This window comes from Methylobacterium cerastii, from assembly GCF_022179125.1.
In the GTDB taxonomy this organism is placed as follows: Bacteria; Pseudomonadota; Alphaproteobacteria; order Rhizobiales; family Beijerinckiaceae; genus Methylobacterium; species Methylobacterium cerastii.
Map to the genome: position 1 here is coordinate 12,605 of NZ_BPQG01000049.1, position 20,888 is coordinate 33,492.

Sequence of the window (20,888 nt, forward strand, 5' to 3'; positions counted from 1 at the left end):
GCGGCGGAGCCCGGCGCGGGCCCCTCAGGACCTCAGGCGGGATCGCGACGTGCGGCCGGGCACGGCTCGGACGATCGGTCTGGCGTGTCGCTGGGCATCGGGATCTTCGTGGGAAGGGCGCATGCGGTCACCGAAGCCCGGCTCACCGCGCGCCAGCCTGTGCGCCCGGCGCCGCGACCCGTCAAGCGAAAGGATGGCGGCGTCGGATCGGGGGGCGACGGGGTTCGGCCGCCCGGGCTGGCGATCGTGGGCGATCGGCACCATATGTCTGATCAGGCACGCAATTTTGGCTCGAACAGGGTGAAGTCGCACCGGATCGGCAGGTCGGGCTTCGATCTTATGAGAAATATAAGTGTAGCGCCCGCTTGTATTGCGCCCAAGGTATCGCCTATCTTCCGGTCATCGAAGTTCACGAGGAGAAACGCCATGGCCTGGTCCGCCCCCATCGTTCAGGAAGTCTGCGTCGGCATGGAAGTGACGAGCTACGAGTCCGCCGAGATCGACACCTTCAACTGAGCCGATGACCGGCTCGCTCGCGAGCCGGCACGACGCCGTTTCCCACCTCTTTCCGTTCAGGAGAATTCACATGGCTTGGTCCGCCCCCGTCGTTTCCGAGATCTGCGTCGGCATGGAAGTCACCAGCTACGAGTCGGCCGAGATCGACACCTTCAACTGAGCACCGGTCGGCTGCGAACGCGGCCGGTCGACGGAACGCCGCTCCCTCGGGGGCGGCGTTTTTCGTTTGCGTCGCGCAAAAACGAAAAAGCCGGCCGTCCCTCGCGGGCGGCCGGCTTCGTCGTCCTCGGTGTCGGCAAGTTTTAGAGGCGGTAGCGGATCTGGTCGGTCCAGAACCGCTCCAGGCGACCGAGCGCGACGTTGAGCCGGCCGAAGTCGTCGTCCGAGATGCCGCCGATCGGCTGGATGGTGCGGGCGTGCTTGTCGTAGAGGCCCTGGATGATGTCGTGGACCATGCGGCCCTTGTCGGTGAGGCTGATGCGCACCGAGCGGCGGTCGGTCTTCGACCGGGCGTGGTGGAGGTAGCCGGCCTCGACGAGCTTCTTGACGTTGTAGGAGACGTTCGAGCCGAGATAGTAGCCCTTGGTGCGCAGCTCGCTCGCGGTGAGCTCCTTGTCGCCGATGTTGTAGAGCAGCAGCGCCTGGACGCTGTTGACGTCCTCGCGGCCGCGACGCTCGAACTCGTCCTTGATCACGTCGAGCAGGCGGCGATGCAGGCGCTCGACGAGGTGGAGCGCCTCGAGATACGAGCCGGTCACGACCCCGGTCTCGGGGGCGGCGGTGGTCTCCGAGATCTTGACGGCCTGGGACTTCATCGTGTGCCTCATCCGGTGGTTCTGCCGGAACATCTGCTGTCCGGCGCCGCTCATGGGGTGAACCTAGGCGGCGGAGATGAAAGGCGCTCTAAGAGACACGATGAATTCGCGATTTACTTCTGTCGGTAAATGCAAAGTGAAGCGATCCGAATAACCTCTCGTTTACCGCGCTTCCTGCGCCGCAAGCCAAGAGAATACGAAATAGATCACCACGATACTGGACTCAGCCAAGACCAGCGCCAGCGGCGTCTGCAGAAGCTGCGGCGTGAGGACGGCGAGCGTCAGCATCGAGGTCACCGCCAGCAGCCAGACGACGCCGCCCCAGGCGCTGGTGAGCCACAGGCCGATCGCGGCGTTGGCGTCGATCACCGCGAAGTAGATCAGCGCCGCCTGCCGGCCGAACGGCTCCAGCGCGAACGGGCGATGCCCCGGCACCACGTCGAGGATCGTGGCGAAGGAGAACACGCTCTTGGCGAGCCAGGCCAGCGCGGTCAGGCGCATGAACCAGACCAGCACCGTGTCCCAGGTGCTCTTGGGCGCGGCCGCGCGCCGCTCGATGCGGTCGCCCGGCGCGTCGCCGACCGCGCTGCCGCGGGTGATCCGTCCGACCTTGCGCATCAGGAGAACCGCGGCTCCGGCCGCTCAGTCGGGCCGAAGGCGGCGCGCACCGCGTCGCGGTCGACCGCCTCCAGGGTCGCCGGCCGCCAATCCGGTCGTCCGTCCTTGTCGATCAGCACGGCGCGCACGCCCTCGAAGAAGTCGTGGCCGTGCATCAGGCGGGTGACGAGGCGGTATTCAGTGAGCACGGCCGCGGGAAAGTCGAGCGCGGGCCCGCGGGTCATCTGCTCGCGGGCGATGCACAGGCTCGTCGGGCAGCGGGTGCGGATCAGCGCCGCGGTCTCGGCGGCGAAGGTCGAGCCGGCCGACGCCGCGACGTCGAGGCGGCCGAGGATGTCGGCCACGTCGTCGGCGGCGAACGCGTCGTCGATCAAGCTGCGCTCGGCCACGAGCGGACCGGTTGGGGGAAGCGGGGCGCCGGTCCCGATCGCGTCGGCGACCGGTCCGCCGTCGGACAGCCGGTCGAGGATCGCCTCGAAGCCCTGCGCCGGGGCGTAGGCGGTAGCGAGGCCGATCGCGAGGGCGTCGCCGGGACCGACCCGGCCGCCGGTGAGGGCGAGATAGGTACCGATCCGTCCCGGAAGCCGGGGCAGGGCGTAGGTCGTGCCCACGTCCGGAAACAGGCCGATGCCGACCTCCGGCATGGCGAAGACGTAGCTCTCGCAAGCCACGCGGTGCGCCCCGTGCAGCGAGATGCCGACGCCGCCCCCCATCACCACGCCCTCGATCAGCGCGACGACCGGCTTCTCGTAGCGCTGCATCCGCGCGACCAGGCGGTACTCGGCTTGCCAGAACGCGAACACGTCGTCGAACCGCCCGGCCTTGCCGCAGGCGTAGATGTGGCGGATGTCGCCGCCGGCACAGAACGCCCGGCCGCCCGCGCCACGGATCGCCACGCGGGTGACGCCGGCATCCGCCGCCCAGGCGTCGAGCTGCGCGTGCAACGCGTCGATCATCCCGAGGGAGAGCGCGTTCAGGGCCTTCGGCCGGTCGAGGGTGACGAGGCCGAGCGCGCCCCGCCGCTCGAACCGGATCTCGTCGTTGGCCGCTTCGGCTCCGCTCACGATGTGCCCGCTCCGTTCCCGTCCACGCGATCGTTGCGCGGTTAGAGGCCGACCGGGCGCTCGCGTCAACGCGCCGGGCTTCGCCGGCTCGGGCACTTGTGCTAGGCCGCGCCACCCGCGAACCGATCACAGCGAACGCGATCCCATGTCCCGCGAACATCCGTCCGACGACACGCCCCGGCCGCGCCCCCTCGCCGTGGAGACCGCGCGCGAGGATTCCCGCGCCGCCGGCCTGAAGATCACCCAGCGCCCGCGGCGCAACCGCAAGGCCGACTGGTCGCGGCGCCTCGTGCGCGAGCATACGCTGACGGTCGACGACCTGATCTGGCCGATGTTCGTGATCGAGGGGACCGGCCGGCGCGAGCCGATCGCCTCCATGCCCGGCGTCGAGCGCCTGAGCGTCGACGAGATCGTGCGCGACGCCGAGCGCGCCGCGCGCCTCGGCATCCCGGCGGTCTCGTTCTTCCCCTACACGGAGGTGAGCTTGCGCGATCCGACCGGCTCCGAGGCGCTGAACCCGCACAACCTCGTGTGCCGGGCGGTGCGCGCGGTGAAGAAGGCGGTGCCGCAGGTCGGCATCATGACCGACGTGGCGCTCGATCCCTACACCAGCCACGGCCATGACGGCCTGCTCTCGGACGGGGCGATCCTCAACGACGAGACGGTGGCGCTCCTGGTGGAGCAGAGCCTGATCCAGGCCGAGGCCGGCACCGACATCATCGCGCCCTCCGACATGATGGACGGGCGCGTCGGCGCGATCCGCGCCGGGCTCGACAAGGCCGGCTACCTCGACGTGCAGATCATGGCCTACGCCGCCAAGTACGCCAGCGCCTTCTACGGCCCGTTCCGCGACGCCATCGGCACGCAGGCGGCGCTGGTGGGCGACAAGCGCACCTACCAGATGGACCCCGGCAACGGCCTCGAGGCCCTGCGCGAGGTCGCGCTCGACCTGGAGGAGGGCGCCGATTCGGTGATGGTGAAGCCGGGCCTGCCCTATCTCGACATCATCCGCCGGGTGAAGGACGAGTTCGGCGTGCCGACCTTCGCCTACCAGGTGTCGGGCGAGTACGCGATGATCGAGGCGGCCAGCCGCAACGGCTGGCTCGACGGCGACCGCGCCATGGTCGAGAGCCTGCTCGCCTTCAAGCGCGCCGGCGCCGACGGCGTGCTGACCTACTACGCCCCCCGCGTCGCCGAGCGTCTGCGCGCCGGGGCGTGAGGCGCCGGCTCCTTGCCGCCGGCGTGCTCCTCGGCTTCCTGGGAGGCCTGGTCGCCTGCGAGAGCGCGGTGCAGCGGCAGCGCCTCGACACCTGCCGCCGCGCGGTGCCGGCGCTGGTGCCGGACGAGACGGCCGTGCGCATCCTGCGGGCCGGCACCGGCTCGGCCCCAGACAGCGTCCGCGTCGACTACGTGCTGGGCAACCAGCCCCACTTCGCCCTGTGCCGCTTCAACGCCGGCGCAGTGCTCGAGGGCGTCGCCACCGATCGCAAGACGCTGTCCGAGTCCTCCCTCTACCTGCTCAAGCGCTACTATCTCGACAGCCCGGACGCTCAGGACCCGAAGCCGAAGGCGCCATGACGGCGCGCGAGCGCCCCGGCCTTGAGGGGGGCTCGGGCACTTCCCATTTGACGGACCAGCGACGTCACGCGAGACCACCGCCATGCTGAACCCCCGTCCCGAATACGCCCGCCCGTTCGATGCGCCCGTCTACCTCCCGCCGGTGGCGATGCCGGCCGTCCGCGCCAGCCTCGGCGGGCGCACGGTCGCCTACATGCTCGACATCCTGTTCATCCTCGGCTTCACCGCCCTGCTGTCGGTCGCGATCGCCTTCGTCGGCGTGGTCACCTTCGGCCTGGGCTGGGCCCTGTTCGCGATCCTGCCGGCCAGCGGCGTGATCTACAGCGCGATCACCGTCGGCGGGTCGCGCCAGAGCACGCTCGGCATGCGGATGATGGGCCTGCGCGTCGTCGCGCCCGAGAGCGGGCGGCCGGTGGACATCCTCACCGCCGCCGTGCACGCGCTGCTGTTCTACGTGGCGGTCTCGACCTTCCTGCTGTGGTTCCTCGACCTCGCCTTCGGGCTCGTCCGCGGTGACCGGCGCCTCGGCCACGACGTGCTCCTCGGCCTCGCGGTCGTCCGCGCCGGCTAATACCAAGTCTCATGGGTAGGAACCCATGAGGCCCGTCGCATTGCCGCCGCCCCGCAGTCGCGGGGGCCGGACCTCGATGAGTCGGGCTCATCGCGGTCTGGTATAAGCCGCGAACCTCCGCCGCGGCGTAGCCTTCCCCGGCGGCGGCCCCGGCGAAAATGTCGCCGCGGGATTGCCGGCAACCCATTGAGCGCGGCCGCGGCCGCGTTACACTGCGGATCGCGGCCCGGCGCAGGAACCCGTGGCGAGAGGGCAGCGCGAAGCGTGACGAGCCACCCGCGCGACACACCGCAATTCTACCTGACGGCGCCGTCGACCTGCCCTTACCTGCCGGGCCAGGAGGAGCGGAAGGTGTTCACGCACCTCGTCGGACGACGCGCCCGCGACCTCAACGAGATCCTGACGCAGGGCGGCTTCCGCCGCTCGCAGACCATCGCCTACCGCCCCGCCTGCGAGACCTGCCGAGCCTGCGTCTCGGTGCGTGTGGTCGTCGCCGACTTCGCGCCCGGCGGCAGCCAGCGCCGCATCCTCTCCCGCGACGCCGACCTCGTCGGCACGCCGGAGCCGAACCGCCCGGCCTCGGAGCAGTACGCCCTGTTCCGCCGCTACCTCGACGCCCGCCACGGCGACGGCGGCATGGTCGACATGACCGTGCTCGACTACGCGATGATGATCGAGGACAGCCACGTCGATACCCACCTCGTGGCCTATCGCCGCCGCGGGCCGGACACGGCGATCCACGGCCGCGGCGTCGGCGGGCTGGTGGCGTTGTGCCTCACCGACGTGCTCTCCGACGGCCTGTCGATGGTCTACTCGTTCTACGACCCCGCGGAGGCGCACCGGAGCCTCGGCACCTACATGATCCTCGACCACATCCGCCGCGCCCGCGAGATGGGTCTGCCGTACCTCTACCTCGGCTACTGGGTCGAGGGCTCGCGCAAGATGGACTACAAGGCACGGTTCCTGCCGCAGGAACGGCTGATGCCGCAGGGCTGGGTGCGGGCGGAGTAGGCGGCCGTTTCGGGCGTCGAGGGCTGCTCGGGCGGTGCGCCTTCGCGCAGTCCGAAAATCCGGGCGGCGTCGGCCGCCGCCCGGGATGTCGTGACGACGCCTTCAGGCGGCGCGGACGGTCCGCAGGAACCGATCGACCTCGCTCCCGAGGTGCTCGGATTGGCGCGACAGCTCGGAGGCCGCCGACAGCACCTCGTTCGCGGCAGCGCCGGTTTCCTCGGAGGCCTGCGCCACGCCGGCGATGTTGCTGGTCACCTCGGTGGTCCCGGTCGAGGCCTGGGCGACGTTGCGGACGATCTCCTGGGTCGCCGCGCCCTGCTGCTCGACGGAGGCGGTGATCGAGGCGGCGACCTCGTTGATCTCGCGGATGCGCGCCGCGATCGAGCCGATGGCGGTGACGGCCTGGCCCGTCACCCCTTGGATCTGGCCGATCTGGGTGCCGATCTCCTCCGTGGCCCGGGCCGTCTGGCCGGCCAGCTCCTTGACCTCGCTCGCGACGACCGCGAACCCGCGGCCGGCCTCGCCGGCCCGCGCCGCCTCGATCGTGGCGTTGAGCGCCAGGAGGTTGGTCTGGCTGGCGATGTTGGAGATCAGGCCGACCATGTCTCCGATCCGGGCGGAGGCCTGGCTCAGGGCCTCCACCAGATGCAGCGTCTGGTCGGCCTCGCCCACCGCCGTCCGGGCAAGGTCGGACGAGCCGGCGACCTGCCGGCTGATCTCCTGGACCGAGGAGCCGAGCTCCTCTGCGGCCGCGGCCACCGTGTGGACGTTGGCGGCGGCCTCCTCCGCGGCGGCGGCCACGGTGACGGACTGGTTCGCGGTCTCGGTCGCGGTCGCCGTCATGGTCTGGGCGGTGGCCTGCAGCTCGGTCGCGGAAGACGAGACCATGCCGATGATGCCGCCGACCGCCTGCTCGAAGCCGTCGGCGAGGGCGACCATCGTCCGCTTGCGCTCGGCGCCGGCGGCTTCGTCGGCGATGCGCTTGATTTCGGCCTGCTCGGTGGCCTTCTGCGCCACCATCGCCTTGATGCCCTCCACCGCACGGCCGACGGCGCCGATCTCGTCGCCGCGGTCGGCCGCCCGGATCGTGGCGTCGACGTCGCCCTTGGCCATGCCCTGGAGAACGTTCACCAAGGACCCCAGAGGCCGGGTGATGCCGAATACGACGATGGTGCAGGCGAGCGCGAGGGTGCCGAGCAAGCCCGCCGCCGTCGCGGTGATCAGCGTGGCGCTGGCGCTTGCGGCGGAGGCCTCGGCGTTGTCGCGAGCCTTGCGGAGCTCGGTCGTCAGCAGCTCGACCCGCGGCTGGACCATGTCGCGGACCTTCATGCGGAGTACCACCCCCTCCCGCAGGAGTATCGCGCTGGCCGCGTCGCCCGCATTCTTGAGGCCGAGGACGTTGGATTGGTCCGTCACCGCGAAGAACTCGGTCAAAGTGTCGGCCAGCTTCTGGTTCGCCGCCTTGCGCTCGGGCGTGTCGGACATCGCGATGAGCTTCGCGGCGAGGTCGAGGCTGGTCTTCACGGCGTCGTCGTAGCGCGTCTTGTAGGCGGACCTCTCCTCCTGACGGGTCTCGATGATGATGTTCCGAGCCTGGACGGAGGCCTCGTTCACGGCGATCCGGATGCTCAGGATGCTTTCGAGGCGTGCCGCCTGGACGTCGACCAGGCTTCGCGTCTGCCGCGCCGAGTCGAGGAGGATCGTCCGGGCGTAGAGGCCGATGCCGAGCGTGACCAGGGCGATCAGGAAGAAGGGGATTGCGACTTTGAAGATGATCTTCATGTCGGCCAGATGGCGCATGATTGTATTCCGATGGGCGCGCGGGGTGCGATGACAGGATGCCCGATTTTGGGTTTACAATCTGTCACTGTACAACCAGTGCGAAGCCCTGCCTCCGCACTTGCACGCCGCTCGGGATCCTGCGCCCGCGCCGGGTCGGGTCAGGACGGGAGACGCCCCGCCGGCCCCGCCCCGAAGCGCGCGCCGTCCATCAGAACCGTGCGACCACCTGTGCGCGGATGGTGCGCGGCGCGCCGGGCGAGATGTTGTTGTTGTTGTCGGCGGTGGCGATGTAGCGCCGGTCGAACAGGTTCTCGATGTTCACCTGCGCCCGCACGAACTCGTTCACCTGGTAGAACAGCCCCAGGTCGATGCGGGTGTAGCCCGGAAGGCGGACGGTGTTGTCCGACGCGGCGAAGGTGTGGGTGTAGTTGAGCACGCCGACGCCGACCGAGAACTGCTTCGTCACTTCGAACTTGTTCCATAGGGTGAAGGCGTTGATCGGCACCAGGCCGACGGTGTTGCCCTTGACGATCGTCGCCGAGGTGGCGCTGTCGATGCGGGCGTCGGTCAGCGCGTAGCCGCCCGCGACCTGCCACCAGTCGGTGACGTAGCCGTTGGCGCCGATCTCCAGGCCCTGGGTGTTGGTCTTGCCCGAGAGGATGAAGAAGCCCGGGTTGTTCGGGTCGGCCAGGCGCTGGTTGAGGCGGTCGAGGTTGTAGATCGCGCCGGTGAGCTGGAACGTCGGCGAGACATCGTACTTCACGCCGACCTCTGTGTTCTCGAACTTCTCCGGCTGGGCGATGACGAGCCCCGGCGTGAAGTTGCCGATCTGGTCGCCGGAGGAGGGCAGGTACGAGACGCTGTAGCTGCCGTAGATCGCGAGGTTCGCGAGCGGCTTCAGCACGATGCCGGCGCGCGGCGAGACGAGGTCGTCGACACGGTTGAAGCTCTGCTTGAGGATGCGGTTGTCGTTCTGGAAATCGAAGTGGTCGTAGCGAAGGCCGCCGACGACCTGGAGCCAGTCGGTCACGTCGATCTGGTCCTGCGCGTAGACCGCCGCGAGCCCGAGGTTGTAGCGCGCGTTCGCGTCGGTCGTGCCGTTGTTGCGGAAGGTGATCGGCGTGCGGGTGATCGGCGCCAGCGGGTTCACGGTGATGCTGGTGGCGATGTTGTTGAAGAACGCCGACTGGCGGAACACCACGCCTTCCTGGTAGCCGAGCTCGAAGCCGCCGAGCAGGGTGTGGCGCATGTCGCCGGTCTGGAAGCGGTAGGTGAAGTCGTTCTGGTTGAAGTAGTTTCGGCGGTCGGTCTCGTTGCGATAGCCGGTGATCGACACCGAGGTGCCGGCGTTGTTCACGGCGCCGCCGGGCAGCGTGTTGATGTAGTACCGCTCGTAGTCGGCGAAGCGCAGCTGGCTGTGCAGCTCGACCCCTGAATCGAACCGGTGGTCGAGGATCGCGGTGGCGATGTTGGCGTCGACCTTGGTGAAGTTCACGTCCGGGTTGCCGAAGAACGTCCGCAGGTTGTCGCGGTAGCGGTAGGGCCGGCCGAATTGCGAGGGGATGCCGCGATCGGGGAACCGGTCGTCATGGAAGTACTCATACGAAAGCTTCAACGTCGTCTGCGGATCGATGACGATGGTCGCCGTCGGGTTCAGCCCGTAGCGATGCAGGTCGCCGAACTGGCGGAAGGTGCCCGAATCCTCGGCGATGGCGTTCAGGCGGAAGAACACGCTGTCGCTGATCCGGTCGCCCACGTCGAACGCGACGCGCTTGTCGCCGAACTGGCCGCCGCCGGCCACGATCTCGCGGACGCGGTAACCGTCCGCCTCCTTCAGGACGCGGTTCACGATGCCGCCGCCGCCGCCACGGCCGAAGATCAGCGAATCGGGGCCGTTCAGCACCTCGATTCGCTGGATGTTGTACAAGTCGCGGAAGTACTGCACGTCATCGCGGACGCCGTTGACGTAGAAATCCGCGCTGGTGTTCTGCCCGCGGATAATAAGCTGGTCGCGGTTGCTCTCGCCCTGGGCCGGGATCACGCCCGGCACGAAGCGCAGCTGCTCGGTGAGGTTCTGGTAGTTCTGGTCCAGCACCTGCTCGCGCGTGACGATGGTGATCGATTGCGGCGTGTCGATCAGGGCGGTGTCGGTCTTCGTCGCGCTCCGGGTGCGTTTGGTGAGGTAGCCGACGGTGTTGCCGTTCAGGCCCTCGACGCTGAGCTGGTCCAGGGTCACGTTGGCCTCGCCGGCGGGCGCCGGTTGTGCTGGGACGACTTGTGCAACCGCCGGCGCGATAAGGAACGACGAGCCGAGAAGCGCGGCCAGGAGGCGCGGCGAAGGTGCGATCTGCATGATGACGGGTCCCGATGTCGTAGTTCTTGGTTCGCTAGCCCACGAATGCTTCGGGGGCGCTATTGCGGCTCTACGCGCAATCGCGAACAGGACAAGGGATACGACGCAAGACTAAGCCGTGATGTTTTGTACTCGTTCTAAGAACGACTACAACGTCTGCGCTAAACCGCCCTCGGCATTGCGCAAAGTCCTTGCGGTTTTCATCCTGGATCCGTTCCAGATTGTTTCCGATCGTTACAGTCTGTGTCCAAGTTGCAACGCTGACGTCGGCCATCCTCCGTTCCGGCGGGCGGCCACCGCGCGTTGAGCCGCCCGGCGGCCCATGCTAGGCGCGCGGCTCGGACCAGCCCGTAGACGAGACGCCGATGATCCCCCGCTACAGCCGCCCCGCGATGACGGCGATCTGGTCGCCGGAAGAACGCTTCCGCATCTGGTTCGAGATCGAGGCGCACGCCACGACGGCGCTGGCGGAGATCGGCGTCGTGCCGAAGGCGGCCGCCGACAAGGTCTGGGAGAAGGGCCGCGACGCGGTGTTCGACGTCGCCCGCATCGACGAGATCGAGGCGGTGACGAAGCACGACGTCATCGCCTTCCTGACGCACCTGTCTGAGATCGTCGGGCCGGAGGCGCGCTTCGTCCACCAGGGCATGACCTCGTCGGACGTGCTCGACACCTGCCTCAACGTGCAGCTCGTGCGTGCCGCCGACATCCTCATCGCCGACGTGGACGCGCTGCTCGCCGCCCTCAAGCGCCGCGCGCTTGAGCACAAGCTCACCCCGACGATCGGCCGCTCGCACGGCATCCACGCCGAGCCGGTGACCTTCGGCCTCAAGCTCGCCCAAGCCTTCGCCGAGTTCGCGCGCAACCGTGCGCGGCTGGTCCTGGCGCGCGAGGAGATCGCCACCTGCGCGATCTCGGGCGCCGTCGGCACCTTCGCCAACATCGACCCGCGGGTGGAGGCCTACGTCTCCGAGAAGATGGGGCTGACGCCCGAGCCGGTCTCGACCCAGGTCATCCCGCGCGACCGCCATGCGATGTTCTTCGCGACGCTCGGCGTCGTCGCCTCGTCGCTCGAGCGCCTGGCGATCGAGGTCCGCCACCTGCAGCGCACCGAAGTTCTCGAGGCGGAGGAGTTCTTCTCGGAAGGGCAGAAGGGCTCGTCGGCGATGCCGCACAAGCGCAACCCCGTGCTCACCGAGAACATCACCGGCCTTGCCCGCATGGTGCGTTCCTACGCGATGCCGGCGATGGAGAACGTGGCGCTCTGGCATGAGCGCGACATCTCACATTCCTCCGTCGAGCGGATGATCGGACCGGACGCCACCGTCACCCTCGACTTCGCGCTGGCGCGCATGACCGGCGTGATCGACAAGCTGCTGATCTACCCGGCTCAGATGCAGAAGAACCTCGACCGCCTCGGCGGCTTGGTCCACTCGCAGCGGGTGCTGCTCGCTTTGACCCAGGAGGGGGTCAGCCGCGAGGATGCGTATCGGCTGGTTCAGCGCAACGCGATGCCGGTCTGGCGTGGGCAGGGCGACTTCCTCGCCCTGCTCAAGGCCGACAGCGAGGTCGCCGCCGCGTTGTCGCCCGAGCAGATCGAGGAATGCTTCGATCTCGGCTACCACTTCAAACACGTGGACACGATCTTCTCACGAGTGTTCGGCGACAGCTGAGCGATCCGCACGAATCCTGCTTGAGGCAGGCTCATCATACGTCCCGAACACGAGGCATCCGCCGTGGCGTCACCCCGCATCGTCTACCTCAACGGGGAGTTCCTCCCCTTCGACCAGGCCCGCGTGCCGGTGATGGACCGCGGCTTCCTGTTCGCGGACGGGATCTACGAGGTCTCGGCGATCATCGAAGGGCGCCTCGTCGACAACGCGGCGCATCTCGCCCGCCTCGACCGGTCGCTCGGCGAGATCGGCATCCGCAACCCGCACGACGCGGCGGAATGGGAGCGGCTGCAGACGGAGCTCGTCGCGAAGAACGGCGTCGTCGAGGGTTTAGTCTACATGCAGGTGACGCGCGGCGTGTACGAGCGCGACTTCGCCTTCCCGCCCGCCGACACGCCGCCGACCGTGATGATGTTCACGCAGGCCAAGACCGTGATCGCCAACACGCTGGCCGAGACCGGCGCCAAGGTCGTCACGGTCGAGGATCTTCGCTGGAAGCGCCGCGACATCAAGTCGGTGGCTTTGCTGGCGCAGGTGCTGACCAAGCAGGCGGCGGCCGAGGCTGGCGTGGCCGAGGCCTGGATGGTCGAGGACGGCGCAGTCACCGAGGGATCGTCCTCCACCGCGTTCATCGCCACCAAGGACGGGCGCCTGGTCACCCGCCCACTTTCCACCGCGCTCCTGCCCGGCATCACCCGCGCGGCGGTGATGCGGCTTGCCGCCGAGACCGGCCTGACGGTGGAGGAACGTCTGTTCTCCGTCGACGAGGCGCACGCGGCTTCGGAAGCCTTCTACACCAGCGCCTCCGCCTTTGTGATGCCGGTGGTCGCCATCGACGGCCGCCCGATCGGGGAGGGCGTCCCAGGCCCCGTGGCCCGGCGCCTACGCGAACTCTACATCGCCATGGCGCGGGGGGATTGAGGCCGGCGGTTCGGTCGTCCCCCAGCCCGCCACGCCTTCCACGGTCATCGCACGCCCGAGCTTTCCTGAAACGGCGCAGGGCCCTTCTCCCATGGGGAGAAGGGCAGGATGAGGGGCGTGGCCGCTCCGGATACGGCACGCCCCCCACCCCAACCCTCTCCCCCTGGGAGAGGGAGCCGCGTGTTGGTTCGGGTCGGCGACGGCGTCCGAAGGACGGACATGCCGCAACGCTCTTCGACATGCAGAGCGGTGTCGCACTTCCGGCGACAGGAACGGTTTCCCGACCTCGGTGTTTGCTTCCCGATCGTGAACGAGAGGGAGGTCTTCGTTGTCCAAAGTCCTGACGGGGCTCGCCGCCTCGGTCTTCGCGCTGGTCGCCACGGCCGCGCTCGCCCAGAATCCCGATGCGCCGCTGAAGGGTCGCGACACCGATCCAGTGCTGCCCCCCCAAAACCAGACGCCGCCCGAGCGCGTGCGCCCGAACGCCGACGCGCCGCCGAACGATTCCACCCTGAGCGACAAGCTGCGGCAGAGCGACGGCGTCATCAAGCCGCCGGGCAACGCGGCGCCGGGCATGGTGGTCGAGCCGCCGAACCCGAACGCCGGTTCGATGCCGGTGATCAAGCCGGGCGAACTGCCCGGTCAGAAGCCCGGCACCGAGGCCAAATAGCGCTCGGCCCTGCAGCCATCCCCCGCCGCTTCCGCGCCGGCGGGGCGGTTTGCTTGATTTCCCGGACCGGATCGCGGAAACACCCTCACGGCAACGGGTTTTCTCTCGCGCGGCGCAACGCCGTGCGCCCGCGAACGGGCCACGGGTCAGAAGGCACGCATGGCGAACGTCGTCGTCGTAGGCGCCCAATGGGGCGATGAGGGCAAGGGCAAGATCGTCGACTGGCTCTCCGAGCAGGCCGACATCGTCGTCCGCTTCCAGGGCGGGCACAATGCCGGCCACACGCTGGTCATCGACGGCGTCACCTACAAGCTCGCGCTCCTGCCCTCGGGCGTGGTGCGCGGCGGCAAGCTTTCTGTGATCGGCAACGGCGTCGTCGTCGATCCCTGGCACCTGGTGGACGAGATCGCCCGCATCCAGGCACAGGGCGTCGAGGTCTCGCCGAAATCCCTGCGCATCGCCGACAACGCGACGCTGATCCTGCCGCTGCACCGCGAGCTCGACCATTTTCGCGAGACCGCCAACGCCGGGCTGAAGATCGGCACGACCAAGCGCGGCATCGGCCCGGCCTACGAGGACAAGGTCGGCCGTCGCGCGATCCGCGTGGTGGACCTGGCCGACGCCGACACCCTGCCGGCCAAGATCGAGCGGGTGCTGACCCACCACAACGCGCTGCGTCGCGGCCTCGGCATCGCCGAGGTGGACGCGGCCGCGCTGCTCTCCGAATTGAAGGCGATCGCGCCGACGATCCTGCCCTATGCCTGCCCGGTCTGGGCGCTCCTCGACGAGGAGCGGCGCGCCGGCAAACGCATCCTGTTCGAAGGGGCGCAGGGCGCGCTCCTCGACGTCGACCACGGCACCTATCCCTTCGTCACCTCCTCGAACATCGTGGCCGCGCAGGCGGCGACCGGCTCGGGCCTCGGCCCGGGCGCGATCGGCTACGTGCTCGGCATTGCAAAAGCCTACACCACCCGCGTCGGCGAGGGCCCGTTCCCGACCGAACTGTTCGATGAAATCGGCGAGACCATCGGCCGGAAGGGCCGCGAGTTCGGCGTCAACACAGGGCGCAAGCGCCGCTGCGGCTGGTTCGACGCGGTACTGGTGCGCCAGACGGTGCGGACGTCCGGCATCAACGGGATCGCGCTAACCAAGCTCGACATCCTCGATGGGTTCGAGACGATCGAGATCTGCACCGGCTACCGCCTCGACGGCGCGGTGATCGACCACCTGCCGGCGAGCCAGGCGGCGCAGGCGCGCGTGGAGCCGATCTACGAGACCATCCCCGGATGGTCGGAAACGACTGCCGGCGCCCGCTCCTGGGCCGAGCTGCCGGCTCAGGCGATCAAGTACGTCCGGCGCATCGAGGAGCTGATCGGCTGCCCGGTGGCGCTGCTCTCGACCTCGCCGGAGCGCGACGACACCATACTGATGCACAATCCCTTCGAGGATTGATCGTCCGGTCCGTGCAACGCACGGACCGCGAACACGCGGATTCCAGAGGACATGGCCGATTACTACCCGTTGCTGGCGCGGGCGCTCGACGCCTTGCCCGACCGGACGCCGGCCATGCGCAAGGCCGTCTACGAGCGCGCGCGGAACGCCCTGATCGGCCAGCTCCGCTCGCTCGACCCACCCCTGCCCGAGGCGGACATCGACCTCGAACGGCAGGCGCTGGACAACGCGATCGAGCGCCTCGAACGCGACTACGCTGCCTCATCGGCCGCGCCTGAGCTCGCACCGCCTCCCGTCGTCTCACCGCGGGCTGCTCCAGCACCGGTTCCTCCGGCGAGGCCGGCACCGATCCCGGAGCCACCCGCACCTCCGCCTGCGCAGGCCTTCGAGCCGGCGCCCCCGCCCGAGCGGATATCGCCGCCTGAGCCCACGCCGCCGCCCGAGCCGACGCCGTTCCTGCCGCCGGCGCCGCCGCCGAGCTTCCTCCCGTTGCCGCCGGAGGAACCGCGCGAGGCGCTCGTTCCGATCACTGCGCGCAAGGCGAAAGCGCCGGATCCGGTCCCCGAGGCTCAGCTCGAGACCGTCGCACCGGCCGAGGTGGCAAACGATGCGATCGCGGCCAACGATTCGGCCAACGGCCGGCAGCGCCCGCGCATCGACGTGGTAGCACCGCGTGGCGGTCGCTCGCGACTGTTGCGCAACGCGTTCGTCGGCGTCGTCCTCACCGTGGTGATCGGCCTGATCGCGGTCGCGGCCTTCCTGCTGCGCGACAAGCCGGCGAACCTCCCCGCCGAGGGCGCCGAAACGGCGGAGACCCAGCAGGACTCGGGCGACACGAAGTACTCCGATCGGGTCGGCGGTGATCCGGCTCCCAAGTCGTCGCCGTCGGCGAACGCCCCGGCGACGGCGTCATCAAGCCCGCGCAATCCTTCGACGCAGCCGAGCCAGCCCGGCCTCGCGGTGGCGCAGCGTGCCGTCCTGATCGAGGAGAACACGGCGACCCCGAACGCCGCGCCGATCTCGACAGCTGGGCGCGTGGTCTGGCGTCTTGATTCGGTGCCGGGCGAGCAGGGCCAGCCCCTGGAGACGGCGATCGTCGCGACGGTCACGGTGCCGGAGGCCGGCCTGACGCTGGTGATGACGATCCAGCGCAACCTCGATCAGACCCTTCCGGCGTCGCACACGATCAACCTCGTCTTCACCGACACGGGGACCGAAGGCGAGAAACGCGCGGTGCAGGATATCGGCCTGCTTCAGGCCAAGGACGACGAAGCCGCCCGGGGCTCCCCAGTGTCGGGCCTGCCGATCCGCGTGACGGACAACCGCTTCCTGATCGGCCTGTCGTCGCTGCGTGGTGACGTCGATCGCAACACCGACCTGCTGCTGCACAAGCCCTGGTTCGACCTCGCGGTCCGCTACGTCAGCGGCCAACGCGCGGTCGTCAACTTCGAGAAGGGCAACGCCGGCACACAGGTCGTGCAGGATGCGTTCGACCAGTGGAAGTAAGCTGATCCGTCCTAAACGCAACGAAACCGCGTCTCCCCGCCCAGTGGAAGGGGGGAGGGGAGATGCGGGTCGGAAGTTCAAACCTGGCGAGAGCCCCGCCTTACGCACCCATGCGCGGCAGCTCGCGCGTGGCGAGGTTGCGTTTCACGGCTTCCTGTACCTTCTCGAACGCCCGCACCTCGATCTGACGCACGCGCTCACGCGAGACGCCGAACTCACCGGAGAGGTCTTCGAGGGTGATCGGGTCGTCGGCGAGCCGGCGTGCCTCGAAGATGCGCCGCTCGCGCGCATTTAGCACCGAGAGCGCGTCGCGCAGGGCCGACAGCCGGTTCTGGCCCTCCTGCTCGCCGGCTAGCACCGTCTCTTGGCTCGGAGCGTTGTCCACGAGCCAATCCTGCCACTCGCCCTCGCCCTCCTCGCGCAGGGGCGCGTTAAGCGAGGTGTCGCCGGACAGGCGCCGGTTCATATCGATCACGTCCTGCTCGGGCACGCCGAGCCGAGTCGCGATCTGCGCGACCTGATCGGGCTTCAGGTCGCCTTCCTCGAGGGCCGAGATCTTGCCCTTCGCCTTACGCAGGTTGAAGAACAGCTTCTTCTGGTTGGCCGTGGTGCCCATCTTCACGAGCGACCACGACCGCAGGATGTATTCCTGGATCGCCGCCTTGATCCACCACATCGCATAGGTCGCAAGCCGAAAGCCCTTATCGGGATCGAAGCGCTTGACCGCCTGCATCAGGCCGACGTTACCCTCGGACACGACCTCGCCGATCGGCAGGCCGTAGCCGCGATAGCCCATGGCGATCTTCGCCACGAGGCGCAGGTGCGACGTGACGAGGCGGTGCGCCGCCTCGCGGTCGCCGCCGTCGCGCCAGTTCTTGGCCAGCGTGAACTCTTCCGTCGGTTCCAGCATGGGGAACTTGCGGATCTCGTCGAGGTAGCGCGACAGGCCACCTTCGTTGGCGAGCACGGGCAATGCGCCGGCCATGGCAATCTCCTTCGATGGTCCCCCGATCGGGCGGACGCTGTGTACGGAGCGCCGCTTCTCAAGCCGGCTTTCCGAACCCCATGTTAGTGGGGAAAGCTCCGGGCCGGTAGCGGGTCCGCGACGAGAACATAAACTCAACGCATCGCGGCTTCGGAAAGTCGAACCTGTCACGATCGGTCGCGGGTCTCGGTGCGGTTCCGCACGCAAGTCCTTGACCGTGGCATCGCTGCGACAGCGTTCAGCTCTTCGCTAGCGCCGCCACCAAGTTCGCCATCTCCGGCGGAAGTTGGCTCTCGAAGCGAAGGTGCTCCCCAGTGCGCGGGTGGGCGAAGCCCAGGAGTGCCGCGTGCAACGCCTGTCGCCCGAGCGTATGGAGCGCGCCCTGCGCCGTCTCCGACAACCGAGCGGCCTTGGTGATGAAGGCTCCGCCATAGATCGCGTCCCCCAGCAGCGGATGGCCGCGATGGGTCATGTGCACGCGGATCTGGTGCGTGCGCCCGGTCTCGAGCCGGCAGCGCACCAGCGCGGCCTCCGCGTAGGCAGCCTCCACGGCGTAGTGCGTCACTGCATGCCGGCCCTCGTCGCCGCGTACCACCGCGATCTTCTCGCGATTCTTGTGGCTGCGGTCGAGGTTGGCCTCGATGGTGCCGACGCGCGGCTCCGGCAGGCCCCAGACCAGGGCGAGGTAGGCCCGCTCCAGAGGGCCGCTGCGTCCGTGGTCGGCGAACTGCGCGGTGAGCCCCTTGTGGGCCGCGTCGTTCTTCGCGACGACGATCAGGCCGCTGGTGTCCTTGTCGAGGCGGTGGACGATGCCGGGCCGGCGTACGCCTCCGATGCCGGACAGGCTCGCCCCGCAATGGCCGATCAGGGCGTTCACCAGCGTGCCAGCCGCATGCCCCGGCGCCGGGTGGACCACCAGCCCGGCCGGCTTGTCGATCACCACTAGGTCGTCGTCCTCGTAGGCGATGACGAGATCGAGAGACTCAGCCTGCGGTTCGGCGGACACCGCCTCCGGCAGCACCACCGCCAGCACCGTGCCCGGCCCGACCTTCACCGCCGAATCGAGCACGGTCACCCCGTCACGGCGGACATGGCCCGCCTTCACCAGATCCTGAAGCCGCGCCCGCGAGACGTCCGGGAACGCGATCGCCAGGGCGCGGTCGAGCCGCACCCGCTCCGCCTCCGGCCCGATCACCGCCTGACGCTCGCCTTCGATCTCGAAACCCTGCAACACGCCACTCCTCACGACCCAGCGAAAAAGGCACCGCCCGGGTCTTGCTCCCTCGACGCACCGTCGCTATACGAACGCCTCGCCGGCCGATAGCTTCATCAGCCGCAGCGACCGCGCCCATCGTCTAGCGGTTAGGACAGGTCCCTCTCACGGATCAGACCGGGGTTCGATTCCCCGTGGGCGCGCCACTTCTGTGCAGAATTGCGAACGCCGGGCTTGATGTGCTGCCGGCCTCTGGTGCTGAAGTTTCCGAGTTTTCTTAAGTCGCCGAAGATGCGGATCACGTCCGCTTCGATCTCTTTCCGATCAACGATCGCGTGGACCACGCCTTCAAGGCTGGTATCTCGCCCGACGTCACGTGCTCGCGCATTGGACGCCCGACGTGGTCGATGTATCCAAGGCCGATCTCCGCTGCGTCCGGATCCGGCCAAGCTCGGTCTTCGTTAGGTTCCGCTTGGTCCGCAAAGCCGAGATCCCCTCTTTCAATCAGCCGTCCGGCTTATCCTTGCCGTCCTCCATCAGCCGGTTGAGCTGCGACGAGTTCGCGACGCAGCGCACCTTCGCGGCGGTCGCCTCCGCCATCCGCTCGGCATTTGGCGCCCAGAGCGAAGCCAAGGTCGCCCGTAGGGGCCATGGCTGCAGCAGTTCGGCCACCAGGTCGACAGTCACGGGCGTGTCGAGCGTGGCCATTCGGATCGAGCAGCCCGTCGAACCCAGACGATCATGTCGTCGATGTCCACGGTGGTCGGACGGCGCACCACGCCCCAGTAGCGCTCGGCCATCACGAGGCGGCGCGCATAGAACCACCCGCCGATCAGCCCGGCGATGTAGGCCAGGGCGTACCACTTGATGGTGATCGGCCCGATCGCGACGGCGACCGGGTCGATGGCCGGAAAGGGCAGGGCGAAATGATCGGCCCCATTGAACTGGCTCTTCGCCGGGTTTGGTGGATCAGGCTGCGAGGAGGAACCGTCGGCGGAGGAGATCGAGGTTGGCGCGGCCGTACATGGCGCGCTTCAAGAGCTTGAGACGCGTGATCTGCCCTTCAGCCTGTCCACGGCTCCAAGGGAGTGTCAGCGCAGCCCGGACGGCGTCTCCGTCCTGACCGATGCTGGCAGCGAAGTTCTCGACGATGCGGACGCCGCAGGCTTGCGCTTCGCAGAGCCATTCATCGAACGCCGTGACATCCGATCTTCCCGATGGCGGCGTATGACAGCGGCTCCGGACGATCCGGCAGAACCGGCGACCGAGATCGACGACCTTGGCCGCCTCGGGATCCTGCAGGACACGCGCGACGACCGCGTCTGCCTCGGGGTCGAGGTCTTCGGGCTCACGCAGGAGATACCAGGACAGTTGCTTGGATGAGGCCAGGGGTGATGCGGTGGAGATCGCAATACGGATGTCAGCCGGTGCTGGCGACGACCGGATTGTCGTTTTGGCCGAGCCTGCGCGCCGCTCGGATAACCAGCGACGCACCTGCTTTGCGGTGCCGGCAAATCCGACACCCTGAAGTTCGCGCCAGAGTTGCGTCGCGTTCTCGCACCCCTCATCCAGGCGGACATGCAGATGCCCGAGATAAGGATCGAGCATGCTCGGCTTCGGCTCGCGCACGCCGTTCCGGGGGACGCTCGCGGCGAAGGCGTACTTGCGCACCGTGGCTCGGGCCAGGCCGGTCTCGCGATTGATGCGCCGAAGCGACTGTCCCTCCGCATGGCGGCGACGCACGTCATCGTAGACCGCTTCCCATCGACCGCGGGCCGCGGCCCGCGCCAGCATTTCGGACGGTGCGCGTGGATAGGCCGTGACGCGCTGAGTCGATGGCAATGACGGGGCCACGGCCGGCAATCGCTTCAGACGCGGATGGACGCGGGGCGAGGGTCGTGTCCCAGGCGGTGGTGTAGCTGAGGGGTGGTCATCGGCGGTTGCCGGGTAGGGTCGGGTTGCGACGACCAACCCCGAACCCGAGAGACCCCCGATGACCGACGAGATCATGGCCCTGCGCGGGCTGATGGAGAAGAGTGCCGACGCCGATCTGCTGCGTGAGATGATCGGTTTTGCAGCCGAGCGACTGATGGAGCTGGAGGTGGGCGGCCTGACCGGCGCGGCCCACGGCGAGAAGAACGCCGAGCGTCTGGTCCAGCG

At 68.5% G+C, this 20,888-nt stretch carries 19 protein-coding genes, 1 tRNA gene and 3 pseudogenes; 13 read left to right on the top strand and 10 right to left on the bottom strand.

Going from position 1 to position 20,888, the window contains the following annotated elements; all coding sequences use genetic code 11:
* The first annotated feature begins 426 nt into the window (after positions 1-426).
* A complete protein-coding gene (gene pqqA / locus MFF13_RS16110; protein ID WP_147727216.1) occupies positions 427-516 on the top strand; it encodes a pyrroloquinoline quinone precursor peptide PqqA in 90 nt (29 codons plus the stop codon).
* Positions 517-586: 70 nt separating this feature from the next.
* Positions 587-676 carry a pyrroloquinoline quinone precursor peptide PqqA gene (gene pqqA / locus MFF13_RS16115; protein WP_007559225.1) on the top strand — a complete coding sequence of 30 codons (90 nt, stop codon included), beginning with the start codon at positions 587-589 and terminating at the stop codon, positions 674-676.
* Positions 677-818: 142 nt separating this feature from the next.
* Here the strand turns inward: pqqA (MFF13_RS16115) and ldtR are convergent, their stop codons facing one another.
* The 3 genes from ldtR to MFF13_RS16130 all read right to left on the bottom strand — a co-directional run bounded on the left by ldtR (position 819) and on the right by MFF13_RS16130 (position 3,013).
* On the bottom strand, positions 819-1,331 hold the full coding sequence (gene ldtR, locus MFF13_RS16120; RefSeq protein ID WP_147751701.1) for a transcriptional regulator LdtR: 513 nt from the start codon (positions 1,329-1,331) through the stop codon (positions 819-821).
* Between the two features lie 162 nt (positions 1,332-1,493).
* Positions 1,494-1,949 (bottom strand): DUF6163 family protein, encoded by a 456-nt coding sequence (locus MFF13_RS16125; protein ID WP_147751685.1) that lies wholly within the window; start codon positions 1,947-1,949, stop codon positions 1,494-1,496.
* Complete coding sequence (locus tag MFF13_RS16130; protein ID WP_147830177.1) at positions 1,949-3,013, bottom strand: enoyl-CoA hydratase/isomerase family protein; 1,065 nt, start codon at positions 3,011-3,013, stop codon at positions 1,949-1,951. Before MFF13_RS16130 ends, MFF13_RS16125 begins: the two co-directional genes overlap by 1 nt.
* A 145-nt stretch (positions 3,014-3,158) precedes the next feature.
* Between MFF13_RS16130 and hemB the strand changes: the two genes are divergently transcribed.
* The 4 genes from hemB to MFF13_RS16150 all read left to right on the top strand — a co-directional run bounded on the left by hemB (position 3,159) and on the right by MFF13_RS16150 (position 6,173).
* A complete protein-coding gene (gene hemB, locus MFF13_RS16135) occupies positions 3,159-4,232 on the top strand; it encodes a porphobilinogen synthase (protein WP_238272526.1) in 1,074 nt (357 codons plus the stop codon).
* Positions 4,229-4,591, top strand: coding sequence for a hypothetical protein (locus MFF13_RS16140; protein ID WP_147830173.1), 363 nt, complete (start codon positions 4,229-4,231; stop codon positions 4,589-4,591). Before hemB ends, MFF13_RS16140 begins: the two co-directional genes overlap by 4 nt.
* Before the next feature lie 82 nt (positions 4,592-4,673).
* Positions 4,674-5,162 carry an RDD family protein gene (locus MFF13_RS16145; RefSeq protein WP_238272527.1) on the top strand — a complete coding sequence of 163 codons (489 nt, stop codon included), beginning with the start codon at positions 4,674-4,676 and terminating at the stop codon, positions 5,160-5,162.
* A 264-nt stretch (positions 5,163-5,426) separates the two neighbouring features.
* Positions 5,427-6,173, top strand: a complete 747-nt coding sequence (locus MFF13_RS16150) for an arginyltransferase (protein WP_238272528.1) — start codon at positions 5,427-5,429, stop codon at positions 6,171-6,173.
* 102 nt (positions 6,174-6,275) lie between these two features.
* Here the strand turns inward: MFF13_RS16150 and MFF13_RS16155 are convergent, their stop codons facing one another.
* The gene (locus tag MFF13_RS16155) at positions 6,276-7,973 is read right to left on the bottom strand and encodes a methyl-accepting chemotaxis protein (protein ID WP_147830167.1); all 1,698 of its coding nucleotides are present in this window, start codon (positions 7,971-7,973) and stop codon (positions 6,276-6,278) included.
* A 190-nt stretch (positions 7,974-8,163) separates the two neighbouring features.
* On the bottom strand, positions 8,164-10,308 hold the full coding sequence (locus MFF13_RS16160) for a TonB-dependent receptor (RefSeq protein WP_238272529.1): 2,145 nt from the start codon (positions 10,306-10,308) through the stop codon (positions 8,164-8,166).
* A gap of 365 nt (positions 10,309-10,673) precedes the next feature.
* Between MFF13_RS16160 and purB the strand changes: the two genes are divergently transcribed.
* From purB to MFF13_RS16185, 5 genes are all read left to right on the top strand, one after another.
* Complete coding sequence (gene purB, locus MFF13_RS16165) at positions 10,674-11,981, top strand: adenylosuccinate lyase (RefSeq protein ID WP_147830163.1); 1,308 nt, start codon at positions 10,674-10,676, stop codon at positions 11,979-11,981.
* Positions 11,982-12,044: 63 nt separating this feature from the next.
* Complete coding sequence (locus MFF13_RS16170; RefSeq protein ID WP_238272530.1) at positions 12,045-12,902, top strand: D-amino-acid transaminase; 858 nt, start codon at positions 12,045-12,047, stop codon at positions 12,900-12,902.
* A 328-nt stretch (positions 12,903-13,230) separates the two neighbouring features.
* Positions 13,231-13,572: a hypothetical protein gene (locus tag MFF13_RS16175; RefSeq protein WP_147764057.1), complete on the top strand. Its 342-nt coding sequence runs from the start codon at positions 13,231-13,233 to the stop codon at positions 13,570-13,572.
* A gap of 159 nt (positions 13,573-13,731) precedes the next feature.
* Positions 13,732-15,024, top strand: a complete 1,293-nt coding sequence (locus tag MFF13_RS16180) for an adenylosuccinate synthase (protein ID WP_238272531.1) — start codon at positions 13,732-13,734, stop codon at positions 15,022-15,024.
* Positions 15,025-15,075: 51 nt separating this feature from the next.
* Complete coding sequence (locus tag MFF13_RS16185; RefSeq protein ID WP_238272532.1) at positions 15,076-16,530, top strand: histidine kinase; 1,455 nt, start codon at positions 15,076-15,078, stop codon at positions 16,528-16,530.
* Between the two features lie 100 nt (positions 16,531-16,630).
* On the opposite strand, the gene rpoH is transcribed toward MFF13_RS16185, so the two are convergent.
* Both rpoH and MFF13_RS16195 read right to left on the bottom strand, forming a co-directional pair.
* A complete protein-coding gene (gene rpoH / locus MFF13_RS16190; protein WP_147728070.1) occupies positions 16,631-17,515 on the bottom strand; it encodes an RNA polymerase sigma factor RpoH in 885 nt (294 codons plus the stop codon).
* A 238-nt stretch (positions 17,516-17,753) separates the two neighbouring features.
* Positions 17,754-18,731, bottom strand: a complete 978-nt coding sequence (locus MFF13_RS16195) for an RluA family pseudouridine synthase (RefSeq protein WP_238272534.1) — start codon at positions 18,729-18,731, stop codon at positions 17,754-17,756.
* 128 nt (positions 18,732-18,859) lie between these two features.
* Here MFF13_RS16195 and MFF13_RS16200 point away from each other — a divergent pair.
* Positions 18,860-18,934: transfer RNA gene (locus MFF13_RS16200), tRNA-Glu, on the top strand.
* 298 nt (positions 18,935-19,232) lie between these two features.
* Here the strand turns inward: MFF13_RS16200 and MFF13_RS16205 are convergent.
* The 3 genes and pseudogenes from MFF13_RS16205 to MFF13_RS16215 form a co-directional block, all read right to left on the bottom strand.
* Positions 19,233-19,436, bottom strand: coding sequence for a hypothetical protein (locus tag MFF13_RS16205; protein ID WP_238272533.1), 204 nt, complete (start codon positions 19,434-19,436; stop codon positions 19,233-19,235).
* Between the two features lie 20 nt (positions 19,437-19,456).
* A pseudogene (locus MFF13_RS16210) lies at positions 19,457-19,648 on the bottom strand (prolipoprotein diacylglyceryl transferase family protein); the annotation flags it as partial.
* A 49-nt stretch (positions 19,649-19,697) separates the two neighbouring features.
* Positions 19,698-20,615, bottom strand: a pseudogene (locus MFF13_RS16215) (transposase); the annotation flags it as partial.
* Positions 20,616-20,721: 106 nt separating this feature from the next.
* Here MFF13_RS16215 and MFF13_RS16220 point away from each other — a divergent pair.
* A pseudogene (locus tag MFF13_RS16220) lies at positions 20,722-20,888 on the top strand (IS256 family transposase); the annotation flags it as partial.